Annotated in this window: 10 protein-coding genes and 3 pseudogenes; 9 read left to right on the plus strand and 4 right to left on the minus strand. The window is 43.0% G+C overall.

Annotated features, from left to right (window positions below):
* The 3 genes and pseudogenes from AB4323_RS13000 to AB4323_RS13010 all read right to left on the minus strand — a co-directional run.
* Positions 1–281 (minus strand): annotated as a pseudogene (locus AB4323_RS13000) (IS21 family transposase); the annotation flags it as partial.
* A gap of 229 nt (positions 282–510) precedes the next feature.
* Positions 511–986, minus strand: a pseudogene (locus AB4323_RS13005) (transposase); the annotation flags it as partial.
* 249 nt (positions 987–1,235) lie between these two features.
* Positions 1,236–3,863: an AAA family ATPase gene (locus AB4323_RS13010; protein WP_347366095.1), complete on the minus strand. Its 2,628-nt coding sequence runs from the start codon at positions 3,861–3,863 to the stop codon at positions 1,236–1,238.
* 786 nt (positions 3,864–4,649) lie between these two features.
* Here AB4323_RS13010 and AB4323_RS13015 point away from each other — a divergent pair.
* Together AB4323_RS13015 and AB4323_RS13020 are read left to right on the plus strand one after the other, a co-directional pair.
* On the plus strand, positions 4,650–5,072 hold the full coding sequence (locus AB4323_RS13015; protein WP_025796296.1) for an ATP-binding protein: 423 nt from the start codon (positions 4,650–4,652) through the stop codon (positions 5,070–5,072).
* On the plus strand, positions 5,069–5,461 hold the full coding sequence (locus AB4323_RS13020) for a hypothetical protein (RefSeq protein ID WP_025796295.1): 393 nt from the start codon (positions 5,069–5,071) through the stop codon (positions 5,459–5,461). Before AB4323_RS13015 ends, AB4323_RS13020 begins: the two co-directional genes overlap by 4 nt.
* A gap of 12 nt (positions 5,462–5,473) precedes the next feature.
* Here the strand turns inward: AB4323_RS13020 and AB4323_RS13025 are convergent.
* A pseudogene (locus AB4323_RS13025) lies at positions 5,474–5,617 on the minus strand (DUF4113 domain-containing protein); the annotation flags it as partial.
* Between the two features lie 106 nt (positions 5,618–5,723).
* Here AB4323_RS13025 and AB4323_RS13030 point away from each other — a divergent pair.
* The 7 genes from AB4323_RS13030 to pglZ all read left to right on the plus strand — a co-directional run bounded on the left by AB4323_RS13030 (position 5,724) and on the right by pglZ (position 18,821).
* Positions 5,724–6,611 (plus strand): YafY family protein, encoded by an 888-nt coding sequence (locus AB4323_RS13030; protein ID WP_040122844.1) that lies wholly within the window; start codon positions 5,724–5,726, stop codon positions 6,609–6,611.
* Complete coding sequence (locus AB4323_RS13035) at positions 6,604–7,383, plus strand: hypothetical protein (RefSeq protein ID WP_372152663.1); 780 nt, start codon at positions 6,604–6,606, stop codon at positions 7,381–7,383. Before AB4323_RS13030 ends, AB4323_RS13035 begins: the two co-directional genes overlap by 8 nt.
* Positions 7,383–7,928, plus strand: coding sequence for a BREX protein BrxB domain-containing protein (locus AB4323_RS13040; protein WP_001283833.1), 546 nt, complete (start codon positions 7,383–7,385; stop codon positions 7,926–7,928). Before AB4323_RS13035 ends, AB4323_RS13040 begins: the two co-directional genes overlap by 1 nt.
* A gap of 12 nt (positions 7,929–7,940) precedes the next feature.
* The gene (gene brxC / locus AB4323_RS13045; RefSeq protein ID WP_372152665.1) at positions 7,941–11,414 is read left to right on the plus strand and encodes a BREX system P-loop protein BrxC; all 3,474 of its coding nucleotides are present in this window, start codon (positions 7,941–7,943) and stop codon (positions 11,412–11,414) included.
* Between the two features lie 153 nt (positions 11,415–11,567).
* On the plus strand, positions 11,568–14,987 hold the full coding sequence (locus AB4323_RS13050) for an Eco57I restriction-modification methylase domain-containing protein (protein WP_372152667.1): 3,420 nt from the start codon (positions 11,568–11,570) through the stop codon (positions 14,985–14,987).
* On the plus strand, positions 14,980–16,785 hold the full coding sequence (locus AB4323_RS13055) for a DUF262 domain-containing protein (protein WP_188047086.1): 1,806 nt from the start codon (positions 14,980–14,982) through the stop codon (positions 16,783–16,785). The genes AB4323_RS13050 and AB4323_RS13055 overlap by 8 nt, the downstream gene beginning before the upstream one ends.
* Positions 16,785–18,821, plus strand: coding sequence for a BREX-1 system phosphatase PglZ type B (gene pglZ / locus AB4323_RS13060; RefSeq protein ID WP_372152670.1), 2,037 nt, complete (start codon positions 16,785–16,787; stop codon positions 18,819–18,821). The genes AB4323_RS13055 and pglZ overlap by 1 nt, the downstream gene beginning before the upstream one ends.
* Positions 18,822–18,837 lie beyond the last annotated feature (16 nt).

The raw sequence follows: 18,837 nt of genomic DNA on the forward strand, positions 1-18,837 counted from the left end.
CCTTTACGTCTGAGTTCGACTGCGTATTGAGTGAAGTCTGGCATGACTTTATCGCGACTGGCTTTCTTGCCGTGATACAGCGCTTGCGTGAGATCAGCATCGCTGCAACTTTCGGGTAGAGGCCAGCCAAGTTGGCTTTGTTTAAAGCGAGTAAGGAGTTCCGATATGGTGGACGGGCCGAGTTTCAGGCAAGAAGCGATACCACGATTGGAGAGACCGCAGTCGTACTTAAGGCGTAATACCTCTTTGATTTTGTTCATTGGAGTTCTCTTTTTGGCCATTGTCGCTTCCTTACCTTCTTGTTTAAGAAGTAAAGAATAGCGAGCTATTGATTTAAAAGAGAAAAAGGTAGGATTTCGGGCATTCCGATCGCGGTTTTCGCTATTCCGATCACCGATTTCGGAGTTAGGCTAAAAGTGATCGGATAATCGCGGAATCAGTGATCGGTTTAAACCGAAATGGGTGATCGGATAATCCCGAAATGACTGATCGGAATGCTCCGAAATATGCACGAACACGCCTACTGCCCATGAACGGATACTGAAGGTGAATTTCGTCAATCATACGACGCAATTCAATCTCCTCAGCAGAAAGTCCGATGGGCTGGTAATAAGCCGTAGAGCGAGCAATATTGAGAAGCTCGCACTGGCGCTTTATCGGTAGTTGGGTGGATTTATCCAGCGAACTCTTTCGCTGTGCTCGATCTAACGACCGAGCACTTTCGCCAAAAAATCATTTTCCATGGTCAATTGACCGATCTTAGCGTGGAGTTTGTCCACTTCTTCAGAATTGTCTTTGCCCAACTGACTTTCAGAGGCAAAGATCATGGCTGCATTTTCAAGCAGCTCTTTCTTCCATGTTGAGATCTGGTTGGGATGCAGGTTGTACTTCTGTGCTAACTCAGCGACAGTTTTATCACCTTTAGCGGCAGCCAATGCCACCTTAGCTTTAAATTCGGGAGAGTGGTTTCTGCGTTTTCTAGTCATAATCTGCTCCAGTATTTCTGGGTACTATCAAAACAGATCAATCACTTAAAGTCATGTCCGAAAATCGGGGACCACTTCTGAAGAACATCTACCTAAGTAGAAGTAGGGCACTTTTGAGTTACAAAGTGCCAACTATGCCAACTATGCCAACTATTAAGGACAATTCCGAGTTTGGATTTTTAAGAGATAACGAACACTCGAAGAAGATCAGATTGGGCAAAAACAAAACCTGATCCCATTTTCACATTTCTATACTTCTAGTGCTTTATCAAGAGCATCAAGTGATGAAACAATTGTTCCGACTGTTCCATTCTCAAACTCGACTCGATCTGTTTCTTCGTGTGTGCCCTTGTTCAAGTAGACCCAGTGTGGATCTTGACCGCCAACTCCAAGTAAAGAATCTAATGCAACAACAATATCTGATTTATTTGGTATAGCTGCTTTGGACTTGTTTAATTTAGAGCGCAAGTTATCAGCTAAAGCTCTTAAGTCCCAAGGTGCATGGGGAGTACGCCTAGAAACACTGATTGGTTTATCTGTATTGTCACAATGCTTTCCATAGTGTAGCCATGCCTTTTCACAAAGGTGTTCCAAAGCTCGACGAGATGACATTAAAGCATCTCGATATTCAGCTTGCGCATATAACTCAGAAGCTGCCAAAACATAGTTTTTAGGGCGCTGAAGAGAAAGCACTTGAACGTGTCGTTCACCTTTTTGAGGCATAAAGATGTAGGATTCCGCGCTTTTAGCTGCTTTTGAACCTATCGTTTGATGTGTATCTTTAAAAAACTCCTCACCATGGCACGCCATAATAATTTGCTTGGCATTGAAGAATTCATCTTTAAATAAAGTTTCTCTGATTGCTTGTCTATGTTCGTCATCGATTGCATTAACTGGATCATCGAAGATCAACAGCGGACAATCCGTTTTGATGTTTTTGGCAAGTAATATCGCTAAACCTAAACAGCGAATGTGACCTTCACTGAGTACATGTAAAGCGTCGAAGTGTTTATCAGGCTCTGGTTGGAAAGAAATCTTCAAGCGTTGGTTTTGTCCAAGTGGTAACTGAACTGCCGCTAGCTTATCGTTTGGAGAATCATAGCGATTGAATGCATTGTATAGCTCCGTTACTTTTTCACTCAAATCAGCAACTAGCTTAACGGGCAAAGCATTTTTATACGCATTAAGCTTCTCTACAAAGGATGCGTAGGCACTAACGATTTCCTTGTTTCGTGCAACCACATGTTTTTCTCCCTCAACACTAGAGATTAACTCTGCATTCTCCTGATCAAAACTAGCAATTGCTTGAGTTGCTTTTTCAAATGTTGTTTGAGCTGTTTGGCGGCGTGTTTGTAATACAGTTATGCTCTTCGCAAACCCACGTAGTCTATTCAGTTCCTGCTGCTTCGCCGTTCTAACTTGGACTTGTTGTTCAATTGCGGCATCGCTTTGCTCCAATTGTTGTACTTGCGCTTCCAGATGTTGCCAAGCCGTATAACCACCTTGCAACGGTTGAAGCATTGAGTTAAACCACTTAATTGTAGGCTGGTTGTTAGAGGCAAGTCTAAACTTATGAAGAGGGTTAGCTGTTAAACGATCACAGGAAACATTAATGACTTGTGATAGTTCCGCCAATGACTGATTAAGGCTCTGATAGTATTCTTGGGATTTAGCTTGTAAAACTGCAAGATGATGTAGCTTTTTCAGCTCTTCGTCTGCATGTGCATAAGGATTCAAGGCTGTCTGTGTCAATGGAGTTTTACAGGCTGGGCACTTATCAGGGCTATTCGCTTGTAATTTAGATACTGATTCATACAACTGCTTAAATGATACTTGCTGACTGGCATTAACCAATTCTTGTTGGCTAGCATTGTAGTTAGCAAGGTTTGTATTGATTTCACTTCGAATAATAGCAAGCCTAGCTTGGGTCAAGCCGCTTTTCGCATATACTGGCTGTTGCAAATCAGTTTCCAATTTACTAATTAGCCCAGGGTTTTGCTCGTCACCGTTTAGCTCTATCATCATTTGATTATAAGTACAGCCTAGACGATATTGTTGTGCCAGAGCAGCCTCTTCACCATCAAGCTGCTTCAAGTTGGTGTTGTTTTGTTCTATTTGTTGTTGATGTCCAACAAGAGTCTGTCGCTTAAGGTTCAACTGAACTGATTTTTCACCAACTAAATCAATATACTTACCATCGATTTCTGGTGAAAAGTTTTTTACGAATTCATTAAATGAATCTAACCCAAACAGTGTTGATATCAGCTCCATTTGTTTAGCTGGTGCCTGCGCTGCAATGCGAGAAAAGCTATCAATTCTGTTCTTTTCTACAAAACAGAAGCGATATAAAGATTCGTCAGGTTGGAGTACTACATCATTTCCTTGATGATCAACACCCAAGATCTGTGGTGGACTAAATGAGTTGGTATGAGCATTTTTCAGGTAATCAGCCTGATTACGGAACCGCTTATTTTGCGCTTCTTCAACAGCACCTAGCAAACCATACTCTAACGCCTCGCAGAAACTTGATTTACCTGTACCATTTGGCCCGTAAATCAAAACAAGCAGACTGTGTAGGCTCAAAGACTCTTTTTTGGCAAAACCACGAAAAGGACCAATTTCAATAGACTTTAGCTGCTTGAACATTTTGCCAGCGTTACCAGTCTCGTATGTAACTTCTGCAATGGCATCTGAAAGGTTAGCCCACTGATTTGATGCTAGGCTAGCAACTTTCTTGACTCGTTTGCCTTGTGTCGTGCCTAATGGATAAACCTCTTCAAAGTTCGCAAAAACAAGATTTGCAACTTTTCGTACGCCTGCTGACACCTCTTCGGCATTCAATGTTTGCAAAAAGCGCAAATATTCATTTTTTATCATTACTATTCCCTACCAAACCGATCACAGGTTAGCTATTTTTAGTTTTAAATCTGTTCTAACTGCTCCAAAGTTCACTAACGTTGCAATCAAACAGGGAGGGGGGCAGGTCTTGCCTTTGCCTCGATCATAAATTTTATTTATGCGATTATGAGCTAAGAATGAATGCTGTTCTCTCGAACGCAACACAGTTTGGGCACTTCTGTGTTAAGAAGTGCCAACTGCGAAAGTGCTGGACATTTCTTTGTTATATGTCTTGTTATATTAGTAATCAATGATTTAACTTAGGTATGGGAAACTCGTTTAGTTGAGTGTCCAGTCTGGCTGGAGCAGATCCTCCCTCAGCACGGTTCTGGATAAAAAGCATCAAAAGTTGCTTAACTTAGAGTCCAAGTATTGGTCAGCACCACAAAACCTAGTCATTCGACTCCTGTGGCGCGAGCCGCTCACAATCAGCACTGCTTTCGCAGTGCATCAATCGATGTTTGATTCATGGTCAACAAACCATCTTTACCCTTTATTGGGGGTAGTCTGTCGTTTACCCCCAATAAGGGGTAAACCGATGGTTTGTTTTTATTAGATATAAATAGCGTCAAAAGTAAATGATAAGCCTTTGTTTTTATTGAAATAAATTGTTGACGAAAAGATTTTTATACGTTTTAATAAGCTTGAACACTCTCTATCTCAATTTGTATAAAGATTGAGTTAAATAAATTAAACAATATCAAAGAATTCATCACCTTATCGGTGAGAGGAGGGAATTATTTTTTAATAAAAGGAAACGCCAAAATGGCCAAGCAAACACTTACCCTTGTGCGTGGATTACCAGGCTCTGGAAAGTCTACATACGCAAAAACTCTCGATGCTGTCTTAGTTGAAGCTGACCAATTTTTTATCGATAGAAACGATACCTACCAATACGACCCCGCTCTAATCAAAAATGCTCATGCCTGGTGTAAACTCGAAACAAAGCGTTTACTTCGTGCAGGATTTGACGTCGTGGTTGCAAACACATTTGTAAAAAACTGGGAAATGTCATTTTACAAATCACTTGCGGATGAGATGAATGTATCATTCGAAGTCATTGAGATAAATGGGAAATACCAAAATATTCATGGCGTACCTGATGCTGTCATTACTCGAATGAGTAAACAGTTTGAGAAGTTAAATCCTGCATTGATGTCTTCAGCTGCAATGGAGGCGTCACAATGAGTTCAATAAAAATTAAGGGTTTAGATGAAGCGCTCAAATCAGTGCAAAAAAGTTCACGTGCTAGAGAATTAACTAGCGAAGGTGTCTATAAAATACTCAACGAAGTGCAGCAGACTTTAGATACTTATCTATTTAAAAAGGATCAGGTAGGTATTCAAGTGTTGGTTACAGTTTATACAAAAGTTGCGGGTTCATACCAGGGCATACCATATTCAACTTTTGTTGAAGTTGAACGCGGTAAAACCGTGTGGAAATTGAACAACGTGTATCGCGCTATAGGGATTGCAGCGGACGCAAAGATCCTTAATTCGGAAAAATTTGCTGATCAGATTTATTGTAAAGCTGAAAAGAAACTCAATAGACTGGTATATCCTGACATAGAATTGTAGATTGTGAGATAGCTAGCTCTTGATCTTCGGTAAATCGACCCACCGTGTCGTATATTGCGGCGTTAACATTTGACGCCGCATTTGCACTTCTGCGATTCCCCCTTGTTCCACACACCCAAATCTTTGGTTTAACGTATCATAAACATCCATTAATTCTGAACCTTACACTTCATTTCTATATCATATGATCTAATCATTTTGATTGTACCATGCTCGTATTAGGAGTATATTAACTGTCAGATATTCTCAACAGAAGTTTCTGATGAAAAAACTCGAACAATTACCTCACGCTCAAAGAGAACGCTTGGCGTTTATCGATTTTAGTTTGAGCTACTTTGGTGAGATTGCTAGAGCCGATCTCATTGCAAAATTTCAAACAGGTTTAGCCGCAGCAACTCGTGACTTCGCCACTTACAAAGAGTTTGCTCCGTTCAACCTAGAGCTAATTCATCAATCAAAGTCTTATCATCGTACAGAGCAGTTTGTGCCTTTGTTTGAGCACGATCCAGATACCGTTTTAGTAAGCCTTGCTAGAGGATTTGGTGATGGATTGGCGAGTCAACTGGAAAACAGCCAAGTTTGTATCCAGCCACAACAGTTGAATAAACCTTCGACTGACATCCTGTCGGCGGTTATGCGTGCCATACACCAAAAATCTGCCCTTAAGATTAAGTACGTTTCCCTTAGCTCTGGTAACTCAGCAAGAGTAATTGTGCCTCATAGCCTCGCGAATAACGGCAGTCGTTGGCATGTTCGTGCTTATGACCGTTCGACAAGTTCTTTTCGTGATTTCGTTCTTACTCGCATCAAATCCGCGAGCCTTGCTCAGAATGAAATCGATAGTGTTAAAGAATCGATTTCAGCAGACAAGCAGTGGAACCGTATTGTTGATTTAACCTTTATTCCTCATCCAGCAGCAAAACACCCTGAAGCGATAGAGCTTGATTACAGAATGGTTAATGGCAAACTTCAAGTCGAATGCCGTGCTGCGCTGGCGGGCTATTTGCTAAACCAATGGAATGTGGATTGCTCAAGTACATATCAATTAAACCCACAGCAATACCATTTAGCGCTGGAAGAAAATGCAGTTATTTATGGTGTTGAGACTGCGAGTTTAGCCCCTGGTTACAAAGGCAATAACAATGAATAGCCAAGCTTACCTCAAAGCACTGGGTTTTAAGTTCGGTAATAGTGGTGCTCATACATCTCGCAGCATGATGATAGAAGAGCTGAAGATCTTATTATTTGGGCGACCTGAAAACGCGACACTAGAAGACTACAGGGAAGATATTGAAGTATTCAATGTCCTTCAAAAACCAAGCGAAAATGCACGTAAGTACAGTTTCCAACCTCTGGCTTCAATGTATGGTTTATCACCTGATATTTTCCTCTTTAAAGTATTTCGAGATTGGTGGGAGCTGCATGAAGGCTCTCAACCGATTCTAGCGTTACAACTTGCTGTCGCCAGAGACCCACTGTTGCGTAGTTCTTCGGAAGTGATTTTGAGCCTAGAACCAGGTCAACACTTAGCTAGAGAGATGATGGAGACGTTTCTATCAAAAGATGACCCTGAACGTTTCAGCAAGGCATCACTAAAATCTTTCGCACAAAACATTAATGGTACCTGGACGCAAGCAGGATACCTATCTGGGAGAGCAAAGAAGTACCGAAAAATCCCAGAAATTAGTTATGTGAATGTCGCATACGCTCTATTTCTAGCCCATTGTCACGGGCTTAGCGGGCAACGTCTATTTGATAGTTTCTGGTGTCGTATGTTGGCTCAAGATAAAGAACGATTGTTTGAACTAGCACATAGAGCATCGCTAAGAGGAATGATTAACTTCAAACAAGCAAGTGAAGTGGTTGAAATAACTTTCCCTGGTCTAGTCATGCCCGAATTTAACGAATCTGAGGACGAGTGATGTCAGATCGATTATCCAAGCTACTAACAAGCTTTGAAAAACACATTAGTATTCCATGGCCAGTGGCGGTTTCTGCTGATGAGCGAACCATATTTCTGGTCTACCACAAAGAAGATGAGCTAAAACTTCGTGCGCGTGTCGAAGAGTTTGAACAAGCATGTGTTAAGCATAACCACCCATGGCAACTGCTAGATTTGACTCATAGTTTTGAAAACTGGATGTCGGCTCAAGACTACAAAGAAACGTATTTTGAAGATCCTGAGTATCTCAAAGGACTCTACGATGACTTCGCCGATGAGCTAGTTGAAGAACTGACCAATAAAGTCGAGTCAAATCAAACAGAAGATGGCGTAATTGCTCTTCTTGGTTGCGGCACTCTATTTGGCTTCGCATCTGTGTCGGGTGTCGTAGAGTCTTTAGCTGAAAAGGTGACAGGGCGCTTAGTAGTCTTCTTCCCTGGTGAAGTACAAAACAACAACTATCAATTATTAGATGCGAAAGACGGTTGGGGATATCACGCAACCGCGATTTCGGCAACGTCATAAGGGCTTTATTCAATGTTAAACCGTGAAATTTTCGTAAACGATCCTGTTAGTAGCCGCTTAGCTAACAACGGCGTCGCTCAAGTAAAGGATGATCTTTCTAAAGGTGCTCTAGATACGCTTGAATATGAGTTGCGAACGTTTGTCTGTGATGGTGCGTATGCCAAAGGCATGGACAGTATTCTGAGCAACTATTTGTCAGCGTTTAAGACAAACAATGAGCAACCAGGCGTATGGATCAGTGGCTTCTTTGGTTCAGGTAAATCTCACCTTGCTAAAATGCTGCGCACACTCTGGACAAACCAAACGCTAAACAACGGCTCTGATGCTCGTTCAATCGCAGATTTACCTGAGCACATTGCGAAGCATTTCGATGAGTTATCATCAATTGCAGTAGGTAACGGTGGCCTTCATGCAGCTTCAGGTACTTTAGGTGCAGGCGCTGGCGATAAAGTTCGCATGGCGTTTCTTGGTATCATTTTTAAGTCAGCTGGTTTACCCGAGCAATATCACCTAGCACGTTTTGTCATGTGGCTAAAAGCGGAAGGTGTTTTTGAACAAGTTAAGTCGTTTGTTGAAGCCAAGGCAAAAGTGAAAGAGGGTGTAGACCCTTGGACGAAAGAGCTTAAAAACTTGCACGTATCTCCAATCATGCATGATGCGGTTCTACAAGCAATTCCTGGCATTGGCGCAGATCTGAAAGAAGTGCGCGAGATGCTACGTGCCCAATACAAGATCGTTGATGATGTAACAAACGATGAAATGGTCTCTGCGATTGTTGATGCCATTTCCAATGACGGCGAATTACCACTAACTCTAGTTGTTCTGGATGAGGTGCAACAGTACATCGGTGACAACGTTCAAAAAGCGTTTGATGTACAAGAAGTAGTAGAGACCTGTAGTGGCGCTAGTGCACTTAAGTCAAAGCTATTGTTTGTTGCAACAGGTCAAAGCGCCTTATCTGGCATGGCAAACCTCCAACGTTTAATGGGTCGTTTCCAAGTTCCTGTGCAGTTGGAAGACACAGATGTAGACGCAGTAATTCGAAAAGTCATCCTTCAAAAGAAAGCTTCAGCAGAAAATGCAGTTAACACGGTTGTCAATGACAACTTAGGTGAGATTTCTCGTCATCTACGTGGTAGCACCATTGAGCACACTAAAGATGATGAGAAGTGGATGGTGCCAGACTATCCGCTACTTCCAGTTCGCCGCCGTTTTTGGGAGCGTATCTTACCAGCGCTAGATAAAACGGGTACAGGTTCTCAACTGCGTAACCAACTCCGTGTTGTGCATGAAGCATTAAAGACAACGGCAGACAAAGAGCTGGGCTACGTTGTTCCTGCTGACTTTCTTTATGATCAGATTTCAACGAATCTACTGCAAACAGGTGTGATCTCTAAAGATATCTATGAAACCATCAGCCGTAAGCGTGGTGGTGATGCTGATGCGCAACTGCAAGGTCGTTTACTCTCTCTAATCTTACTGATTAGCAAGCTACCAGCAGAGATGGAGTACGGCATTTATGCGACAGTAGATACGTTATCTGATTTGCTATTAGAGGATCTACAAAACGATAAATACAAGCTTCGCCCGCTTGTGCCAAAGATGCTGCAACAGCTTGAAGATGAGCACCTCATCATGGCTCGTGAAACGGACAAGGGGCGAGAGTTCAGTTTACAAACGGTAGAAAGCCAAGCTTGGTATGACGAGTTTCGCCGCCAAGAAAACGATCTTCTGGGTAACCCTCAGACGCTAGAGGCGTACCGTACAAAAGAAATCCAGCGTTATATTACTAAGCAAGTGGCTCAAGCTCGAATTACTCAGGGTGAAGTAGCTGAGCCGCGAGTGATCAACGTGTCCTTTGACTCAGAGTTGCCAAGTGAAGCAACAAAACGGATTTATGCCTGGGCACCAGAGCAAACCGAGAAGCAATTTAACGACCTTTCTCGTGGTGCTGATCCAGATGGTGCCACCATCTTCGTTTATGTGCCAACTCTCCACCGTAGTGAGCTTAAGAATGCCATTGTTGCGCTTAAAGCAGCAGAGAACACGCTAGAGGTTCGTGGCCGAGCAACAACAGAAGCGGGTAAAGATGCCTTACAGGCAATGGAAACGCGCTTAAGTGAAGCCGAACGTGCCAAAAAAGGCTATTTGAGCGATATCTTCTCACAGATACAGGTCCGTTTGGCTGGTGGTCAAGAAGTTGAAGGCGAAACTCTTGCCGAGCAAATCCAAAATGCAGGTGCTTTAGCGTGTCAGCGTTTGTACAACAAATTCAAAATGGCAGACAGCCGTGGTTGGGCTAAAGTCTTTGATCAAGCAAGCAAGCTTGCAGACCCAAATGCGCTTGAAGCGGTAGGCTTCAACGGAGAAGCGAATCAACAACCCGTGTGCGCAGAGATATATCGCTTTATTGGAACAATGAAAACGGGTAAGGAGATCCGAGATCATTTTTATGATGCGCCATACGGTTGGGGTAAAGATGTCGTCGATGGTGCGTTGTATGCAATGTTAGCTGCGGGCGTGCTACGAGCGTCTGATGTGCAAGAGCGTCCGATTGATGCTAAAAGCCTAGATCGTAGTTCAGTAACGCAAACTAAGTTCCGACCAGAAAACGTAACGCTATCTAAAGTACAACTTATTAAAGTTCGTGGTGTGGTTTCTACCTTGCTTGAAGAAGCATGCAATACAGGTGAAGAGGCAACTAAGCTACCTTTTGCGATTATTAATGCTAAAAACGTGGCTCGTAGTGCGGGTGGTGACGCGCCACTACCTATGGCACCAAGTACAGCTTTGTTATCAGAGCTTGAAATGTACTCGGGTAATGACCAATTACAGAAGGCATTTGATAATAAAGATCAATTGATTAGTGACTTTCAGCAATGGAAAGAGCAAGCGCATAAAGCTGAACTTCGTATGAAGCTTTGGAAGAAGCTAACGCAAGCGATGGAGTACTGTTACCCACTTGCTATATACAAAGAGCTGCAACAAGAACAACAGGCAATCGTAACTAACCGAAGCTTGTTATCTGAACCTTGCCCAGTTAAACCATTGCTAGACAAAGCGACCAATGAACTTCGCACCGCGTTGACCGCACATCGTGAGCGTTATGAAGAAGAGCATCGCGCTTGTATGTCTGACCTATTAGCAGATGAAAACTGGCAAAAGCTTGATGAAGTAAAGCGTAATGAGTTTTTGAACAAACGCAGCTTAGATGTTATCCCAGCAATTAATATTGCTGACGAGGACTCGGTATTCAACTCGCTAGATGAAACCAGCTTTGATAGATGGAATGACAAAGTTGCCTTGCTTCCTGGCATCTTCGATGCGGTACTGAAAGATGCGATCAGTGAACTTCAACCTAAAACGAAGTATTACAAGCTCAATAAGCCATTGCTAGAAACGGAAGATGATTTGCAGAAGTGGCTAGCTGATGTAGAGCGAGAGCTACGTTTAGAATTAGAAAACGGGCCAGTTGTACCACAGTAATATTACTTGAAGTTTAGAAGCCACCGTCGAATAAGAATTCGCCTAGGAGATATTCCCTTAGGCGCATTGAAGTTTGTGGTTAACGAACACTATCTCAATAGTCCAAATGCTCTTATTTAGGTAGGGCAGACTAATAGAATTAAGAAGAACGATATGAGACAAGCATTAGATAAAACACTGCGTAAGAAGCTAGAAGATACGGTAGTTAAAGCCCGCGATATCGTAGAGCAAGCTGTATTTGAAGCGCTACAACGCTTGGGTGTGGCAGAGGCTCACGCTCCAAACTATTTAAGCGAAGAAGAACGTGCGCTGCGTAATAAGCTGCGTGCCCATGCTCGTCAGCTCGGCGATAAGCTAAAAGATGGCAAACAGGAAACTGAACGACTAATTAACGAAATGGCCTATGAGCATTGGCATCGTATGCTGTTTGCTCGTTACCTAGAACAAAACAACCTATTGATGTATGACGAGTACACGTCTGTCACACTGGATGAATGTTTTGAGCTGGCAGAAGAAGAGCCAGATTGTAAAGACGGTTGGGAGCTTGCTGGTCGCTTAGCACAAAAAATGCTGCCACAAATTTTCCGTGTGGACTCGCCTGTTTTCGATATCAAGTTGTCGATGAACCGTGTTGAGGAGTTAGAAAGTCTGATTGCTCAGCTAGACCCTCAAATCTACCAAGCGCAAGACAGCTTAGGTTGGTGTTACCAGTTCTGGCAAACCAAGAAGAAAGATCAAGTTAACAAGTCAGGAGTGAAAATTGGTGCACAGGAACTAAGCCCTGTAACGCAGTTATTCACAGAGCCTTATATGGTGAGTTTCTTACTTGACAATGCGCTTGGTGCTTGGTGGGCCAATAAACGCCTTTCTCAAGATGATTTAATTCGTGCAAACAACGAACAAGAGCTTCGTGAGCTAGCGGCTATTCCTGGGGTCTCCCTAGAGTACCTTCGCTTCTCTAAAGAAGAGGGCGCAGAATCATGGAAACCAGCAGCGGGTGGGTTTGAAAAATGGCCTGAGAACTTATCAGAGCTTAAAACACTTGACCCTTGCTGTGGATCTGGTCATTTCTTAGTGGCTGTGTTCTTAATGCTTGTACCTATGCGTATGCAGCTTGAAGGATTGTCAGAGAAGCAAGCGGTTGATGCGGTACTGCGTGACAACATTCATGGTCTTGAACTTGACCAACGCTGCGTAGAGCTGGCGGCTTTTGCTTTGGCTTTGGAAGCATGGCGTTATCCAAATGCAGGTGGTTACCGAGCGTTGCCTGAGCTTCAATTAGCCTGTTCTGGTATGTCGATTGCTGAAGCACAAAAAGAGTGGATAGATTTAGGTAAGAACGATGAAGCATTAACAGATGCAATTGCTTGGATGCAGCATACATTTAAAGATGCGCCGACTCTTGGGAGTTTGATAAGTCCAACTGACACTACACCAAAAGGTCAAGCTCGCCCTTGGGAACTATTGCAGAATGCACTAGATAGAAAAGCAGGCGTTAGTCAGGAAGCTGTAGCGACAGTTCAGGGATTAGTGAAAGCCGCTAGTTTACTATCAAATCGATACGAATGGGTTGTAACCAACGTACCTTATTTAGCAAGAACGAAGCAATCGCCAATTTTAAGTAGTCATTGTGAGCAGTTTTTTGAAGACTCGAAGAATGACCTAGCGACAACCTTTTTAGACAAATGTATCAAGTTATCGGCTATCAATGGTGAAGTTGGAGTCGTGTTACCACAAAACTGGTTGTTCTTGAGCAGCTATAGAAGATTTAGAGAACGTTTGTTGCAGGAAAATACATGGAAATTGATATCCAGGTTGGGTGCAAAGGGGTTTCAAACGCCAATGTGGGACTTTAATGTCCAACTTATTAATATATCTAAGGTGAAAAACCAAGACGACAAGCATGTCATTCAAGGCCTAGATGTATCTTCTGACTCCAACGCTGAATTAAAAGCTAGTGCCTTAATTACATGCAACTTAGAACAAGAAAATCAAGTTGCAGTATTGGAGAGAAAAGGTGCCCGTGTAAGTTTTGAAAACTCTAGCACGAATGAAATGTTATCCACTGTTGCTCACACAAACTTGGGCATTTGTACTGGAGACTATTCTCGGTTTGGTAGGTTTATTTGGGAACATGAAAATAACTATGAAATATGGAGTTTCCAGGCATCTTCTGTAAAAGAGAACATTCTATTTAGTGGAAAATCATATGCTCTTTATTGGCAAAATGGTGAAGGTGATTTTCTTGAGTTCTTAAAAGAACGCTTAGGTGAAAGTGGTATTAACTCTTGGTTAAGGGGGGATCGAGCTTGGAACAAAAAAGGTGTTGTTGTTACAGCTACAGGTAAGCTCCCAGTCTCTCTTTATAATGGAGAGCTATTCGACAATAATGTATCTGTACTAATACCAGAGAATGAAAACGATTTAGAGGCTTTATGGACGTTCTGTGAGAGTGGGGAGTTTGCGAAAGAAGTTAGAGAACGTAATCAACAATTGAAGATTACAGATCAAAGTTTTGTTGAAATACCATGTAACTTTAATTTGTGGAGAGACCAATCTGCACTTAAGTACCCTAATGGGATTCCAAAGCCATTTTCTGATGATCCAACTCAATGGATTTTCCATGGTCATCCATGTGCCTCAGTCGTTTGGGATGAAGAAACGAGAACTACTACTATTGGAAGTTTGCGCCAAGAAGACACTGTACTTCAAGTCGCTGTCGCTCGCTTACTTGGTTACCAGTGGCCCGCTGAACTTGATACTGAAATGGAACTTGCGTCAGAAATGCGCGAGGTGATGAAGAAGAACGCAGACTTTGCGGGTTTGATTGATGATGATGGTATTGTTTGTATTCCAGCAGTACGCGGAGAGAAAACAGCGGCTAAGCGTTTAGAAGCGATTTTACACAAAGCCTACGGTGACGAGTGGACAAGTTCAGTAGAACAAAACTTACTTAAAGCGGTAAAAGCGAAAGATATTGAAAGCTGGTTGCGTGATAAGTTTTTTGACCAACACTCTAAACTGTTCCAACACCGCCCGTTTATTTGGCAGGTGTGGGATGGTTTGAAGGATGGCTTCTCAGCTCTTGTTAACTACCATAAGCTTGATTACAAAGGGCTTGAACGCCTGATTTATACTTACCTAGATGACTGGATCAGTACCCAGAAACGCGACCTAGCTGACGGCAAAGATGGTGCCGACATTCGTTTAACTGCGGCTGAAAACCTCAAAACACAGTTGGAGGCAATTCTTGCAGGTGAAAAAGGTTTGGACATCTTCGTGCGTTGGAAACCGTTAGAAGAGCAACCTATTGGTTGGAACCCAGACTTGAATGATGGGGTTCGTTTGAACATCCGTCCATTTATGCTAGCGAAAGACGTGGGTAAAAAAGGTGCAGGTGTACTGCGTGGTAAGCCAAACATCCACTGGAAAAAAGACCGAGGTACAGATGTCGCTTCCGCTCCATGGTTTGACCTTGGCCCAGTCTACGGCGAGAAAGAGGGTAGTCGTATTAACGATCATCATTTAACGCTGGCAGAAAAGAAAGCGGCTAGGGAACAAGCGAATGATTAAGTCGGTAGAAAACTACGCGGTTTCTGCCTTGTTTAGCGTAGATGAGAAAGTCATCTACGCTATTCCTAGGTATCAGCGTGAATACACATGGGGTAAATGGCAGTGGGATACATTATTTGAGGATTTGCTCGACAATGATCCAAGCTACTTTTTAGGTTCTATTATCTGTATCAACCAAAGTACTGACGCACTAGCCGTACAATCATTGGAGCTGGTTGATGGTCAACAGAGAATGACTACTCTGTCATTGCTTAAAGCAGCCATATACTCGTGCTTCAAGAATCTTGACGTAGAACTTGAATTTGAACAACAACTCGAACTTCATAACTTGAAGCACAAGTTGATTTTGAAAAGCAACGCAGATCAGACTCGTATTGTGCCGCAGGTTCAAAATAGCAATCAGCAGGATTATTTCTGGGTATTAAATCAAGCGGGCGTACTGAAAGAAGCCGACTACCCATCAAATGCGGGTAATCGGAGAATTGTTCGAGCTTTCCGACATTTCTGCTCTCGAATTGAGGAATATCTTCAAGAGTCAAGCGATAGAGTGTCAGTGCTAACATCTCTAATAGAAAAAGTGAATACTGCAACCTTAGTCAAGATTGAGGTGGCAAGTCATTCTGATGCGTACACATTGTTTGAATCATTGAACAATAGAGGTGTACCACTTACCGCGATTGATCTTATTAAAAACAAACTCCTGGCTAAGCTTGAAAGTGATGATGAAGGCCAAATTGACAAGCATTTCAATAATTGGACGAAGGTATTAGGTTACCTCGGTGATGATTATGGCGTTCAGGAGCGCTTTTTTAGGCAATACTACAATGCGTTTAAGCCTAAGTTGAAAGACATAGTTAGTGTTCCTGTTGCGACTAAGTCGAACCTGATGCAAGTCTATGAGAAGCTTATCTCACATGATGCAGAGACATTTCTTGCTAAGATGATTAAGCATTCTGAGCTGTATGCGCAGATCATTTGCCATAACCAGGTTCCAGAGCAACCAAGGCTTTCTTATTTACTTGAAGATTTAGAACGTGTTCAAGGGGTGCCTTCTTATCTGCTTCTGATGCTGCTTTTTGCTAAGCAAGAAAAGCTAGGGTTGTCATTTGCTCATTTAGAAAACATCACCAAGTTATTGATTGCTTTCTTTGTTAGACGTAATACAACCGACAGACCTGCCACTCGCGACCTTACTCGAATCTTTATGGATTTGACTGGGGTAATACCAACCCTTCAGGGTGATGAAATTGTTGATGCGGTGGCGATGAACTTAAGCCGAGTTAGTGCTGATGACGAAACATTTAAACGTGATTTGTCAGGCAATTTGTACGCAGATAATAAGTCTGTGTGTCGTTACGTGTTGTGTGCTCTAGAGCAGGGGCGGATGACACGAGAGACGGAGCGCAATTTGTGGGCTGTTAAAGGTAAGCAGTTTGTCTGGACTATTGAGCATATCTTCCCGCAAGGAGAAAATATTCCTCAGTGCTGGGTCGATATGATCGCACAAGGTGATGAGGCTTTGGCGAAGCAGTATTTGGAAACACACGCTCATAAACTCGGCAATCTGACTATTTCTGGGTACAACAGTACGCTTGGAAACAAAAGCTTTATTGAAAAGCGAGATAGACAGGACAAGAAAGGCAGCCCTGTGGGATACAATAATGGTTTGTACCTCAATGCTGAGCTTGCTAAAGCTGATTCATGGTCGGTCGAGCAAATCGACAGTCGAACGCAAGATCTTGTGCAACAGATTTTGCAGATGTACCCGTTACCAATTTCGAACAAAGAAAGGCTTTAATGTTAGTCGTTAATTATTTAATCGAGCAGTTACGAAACTCAGCAACTTTTAATAAGTCAGTTCAAGTAGCACCTGCTGCCATTTTGTGGACAGACATTGATTGCCAATGGCAATCCGCAATGCCATACATCAAGCAGCAGTTGCCTGAACTAATTGAACTCGGTGAATACAAACCAGAAGAGCGTACAGGCCCAGCGATTTGGGTTAAGTGTGCGATCGCTGCAAAACTAGAAGAGTGCGAACTACCAGAAGATAAAACGCCAATCATTTATCTTCCTGGCGTTGGGCGAAAAGATTTGCGAGCTATTGAGCAATGCCCTGAGTATTTACAGCCGTTGGCTGAGCTGCAATACCGTGGTTGCTGGTGGGCGTATAACACGGCTGGACGTGACTGGTCTGTTGGCTCGTTTCTAACTAACCCTAAAGTAGGTCTAGAACTCGACCTTGCAAAAGACACTAAAACCCAAGAAGCAATACTGAAGGTTTTACCCGATCTACTAGAAACCCCAGCAACGAAGTTGATGGGCAAAAAGTTAGAAGCGGAAGATTTCTACTCTATCGTTCTAGATGATCCTATCAAAGACATTTTGGGATGGTTAAACAACCCAACCGAAAAAGCTGAGCAATGGCAAGGCAGTAAGTGGGATATTTTCAGCCAGTCCTGCATATCAAGATACGGTTTTGAACCGAGCGAAGCGAACATGGCGCTTGCTCTAGAGTTGCTCTGTGATGCTCAAGGTGAGTGGCAAGGCGTATGGGAGCGATTTGAAGAGACAGCAAGCAACCTCCCTGCACTGGTGGACCGTTTAAAAACAGTAGTACCATCGGGACTTGCTTTTGAAGCACAAAATTATCTATCCGAAAATTTGCGTGATGAGTCCGTTATTGAAGACGCATTTAAGCAAATAGCGGGCAGTAATCGTGATAACCTGAAGCAGACGTTTACCACATTGTGGAGTAACCAACAATCTCGCCAAGATTGGATCTGGTCTCAACTAGGCTTTTCACCTTGGTTAGACATTTTAGAACAAGTTATGATTGTTCTTGAGCATACAGATATTCCATTCACTTCGGGTTCTCCTACGGGCATGGCGGAGTTATATACCAGCCGCTTCTGGCAGGCTGATGCGGCTGTGCTGAATGCGATGGCAAAAGCAAAAGATATTCACCATCAGAAGTTGGTTGCAGATGTGCTGGCTGTCATTTATACACCGTGGTTGGAAAGGGTGGCGCTTAACTTCCAAGATCAAGTCCGATTGAATGGTTATCCTGGCGATAAACAGTTAAAAGAAACATCAGCAAACTACTCTGTTGGTAGCCAAGTGATTTTCTTTGTTGATGGGCTACGTTTCGATACTGCTAAGCAACTGGAGAACAAACTTTCAGCCATTGGTGTAAATACCGATCTGGCTTCTCAATGGTCTGCGCTACCGTCATTAACAGCTACAGCCAAAGCCGCAGTGACACCGCTGGCTGATTTGCTCACGGGTTTAGAGGACAACGATGACTTCATTCCTGCGTTAGCGAGTACACAAGCGTCTTTTAGTAGTCACTACCTTAAGAAGTTACTTGCTGAGCGAGGCTGGCAATACTTAGATGGCCTTGAAACAGGAGAACCGAATGGTTATGCCTGGGTGCAAACAGGAGACCTAGATAACTTAGGTCACAAGCAACAGTTAAAGATGCCACAGTACATCGAGCAGGTGCTGGATGATGTGGTGGCACGAATCCGAGGTCTATTGGACGCAGGGTGGAAGCGAATCAAAATCGTAACTGACCACGGCTGGCTATGGGTGCCAGATGGCTTGCCAAAAGGTGAAATTCACAAGTCATTAGGAACAAACCGCCAACGTCGCTGTGCGATATTGAAGAGTAATGCTCAATACGATGGTTTAGTCGTACCTTGGTTCTGGAATCCGAGTGTTTCTATCGCGATGGCTCCTGGCATCTCAGGCTATGTGTCGGGTGATCACTATAATCACGGTGGTCTGTCATTACAGGAGTGCTTGACGCCTGTATTAAATATTAATCGCTAAATAAAAGTGACTCACA

Origin of the sequence: Vibrio sp. 10N.261.52.C11 (assembly GCF_041471405.1) — a bacterium.
GTDB lineage: Bacteria > Pseudomonadota > Gammaproteobacteria > Enterobacterales > Vibrionaceae > Vibrio > Vibrio crassostreae_C.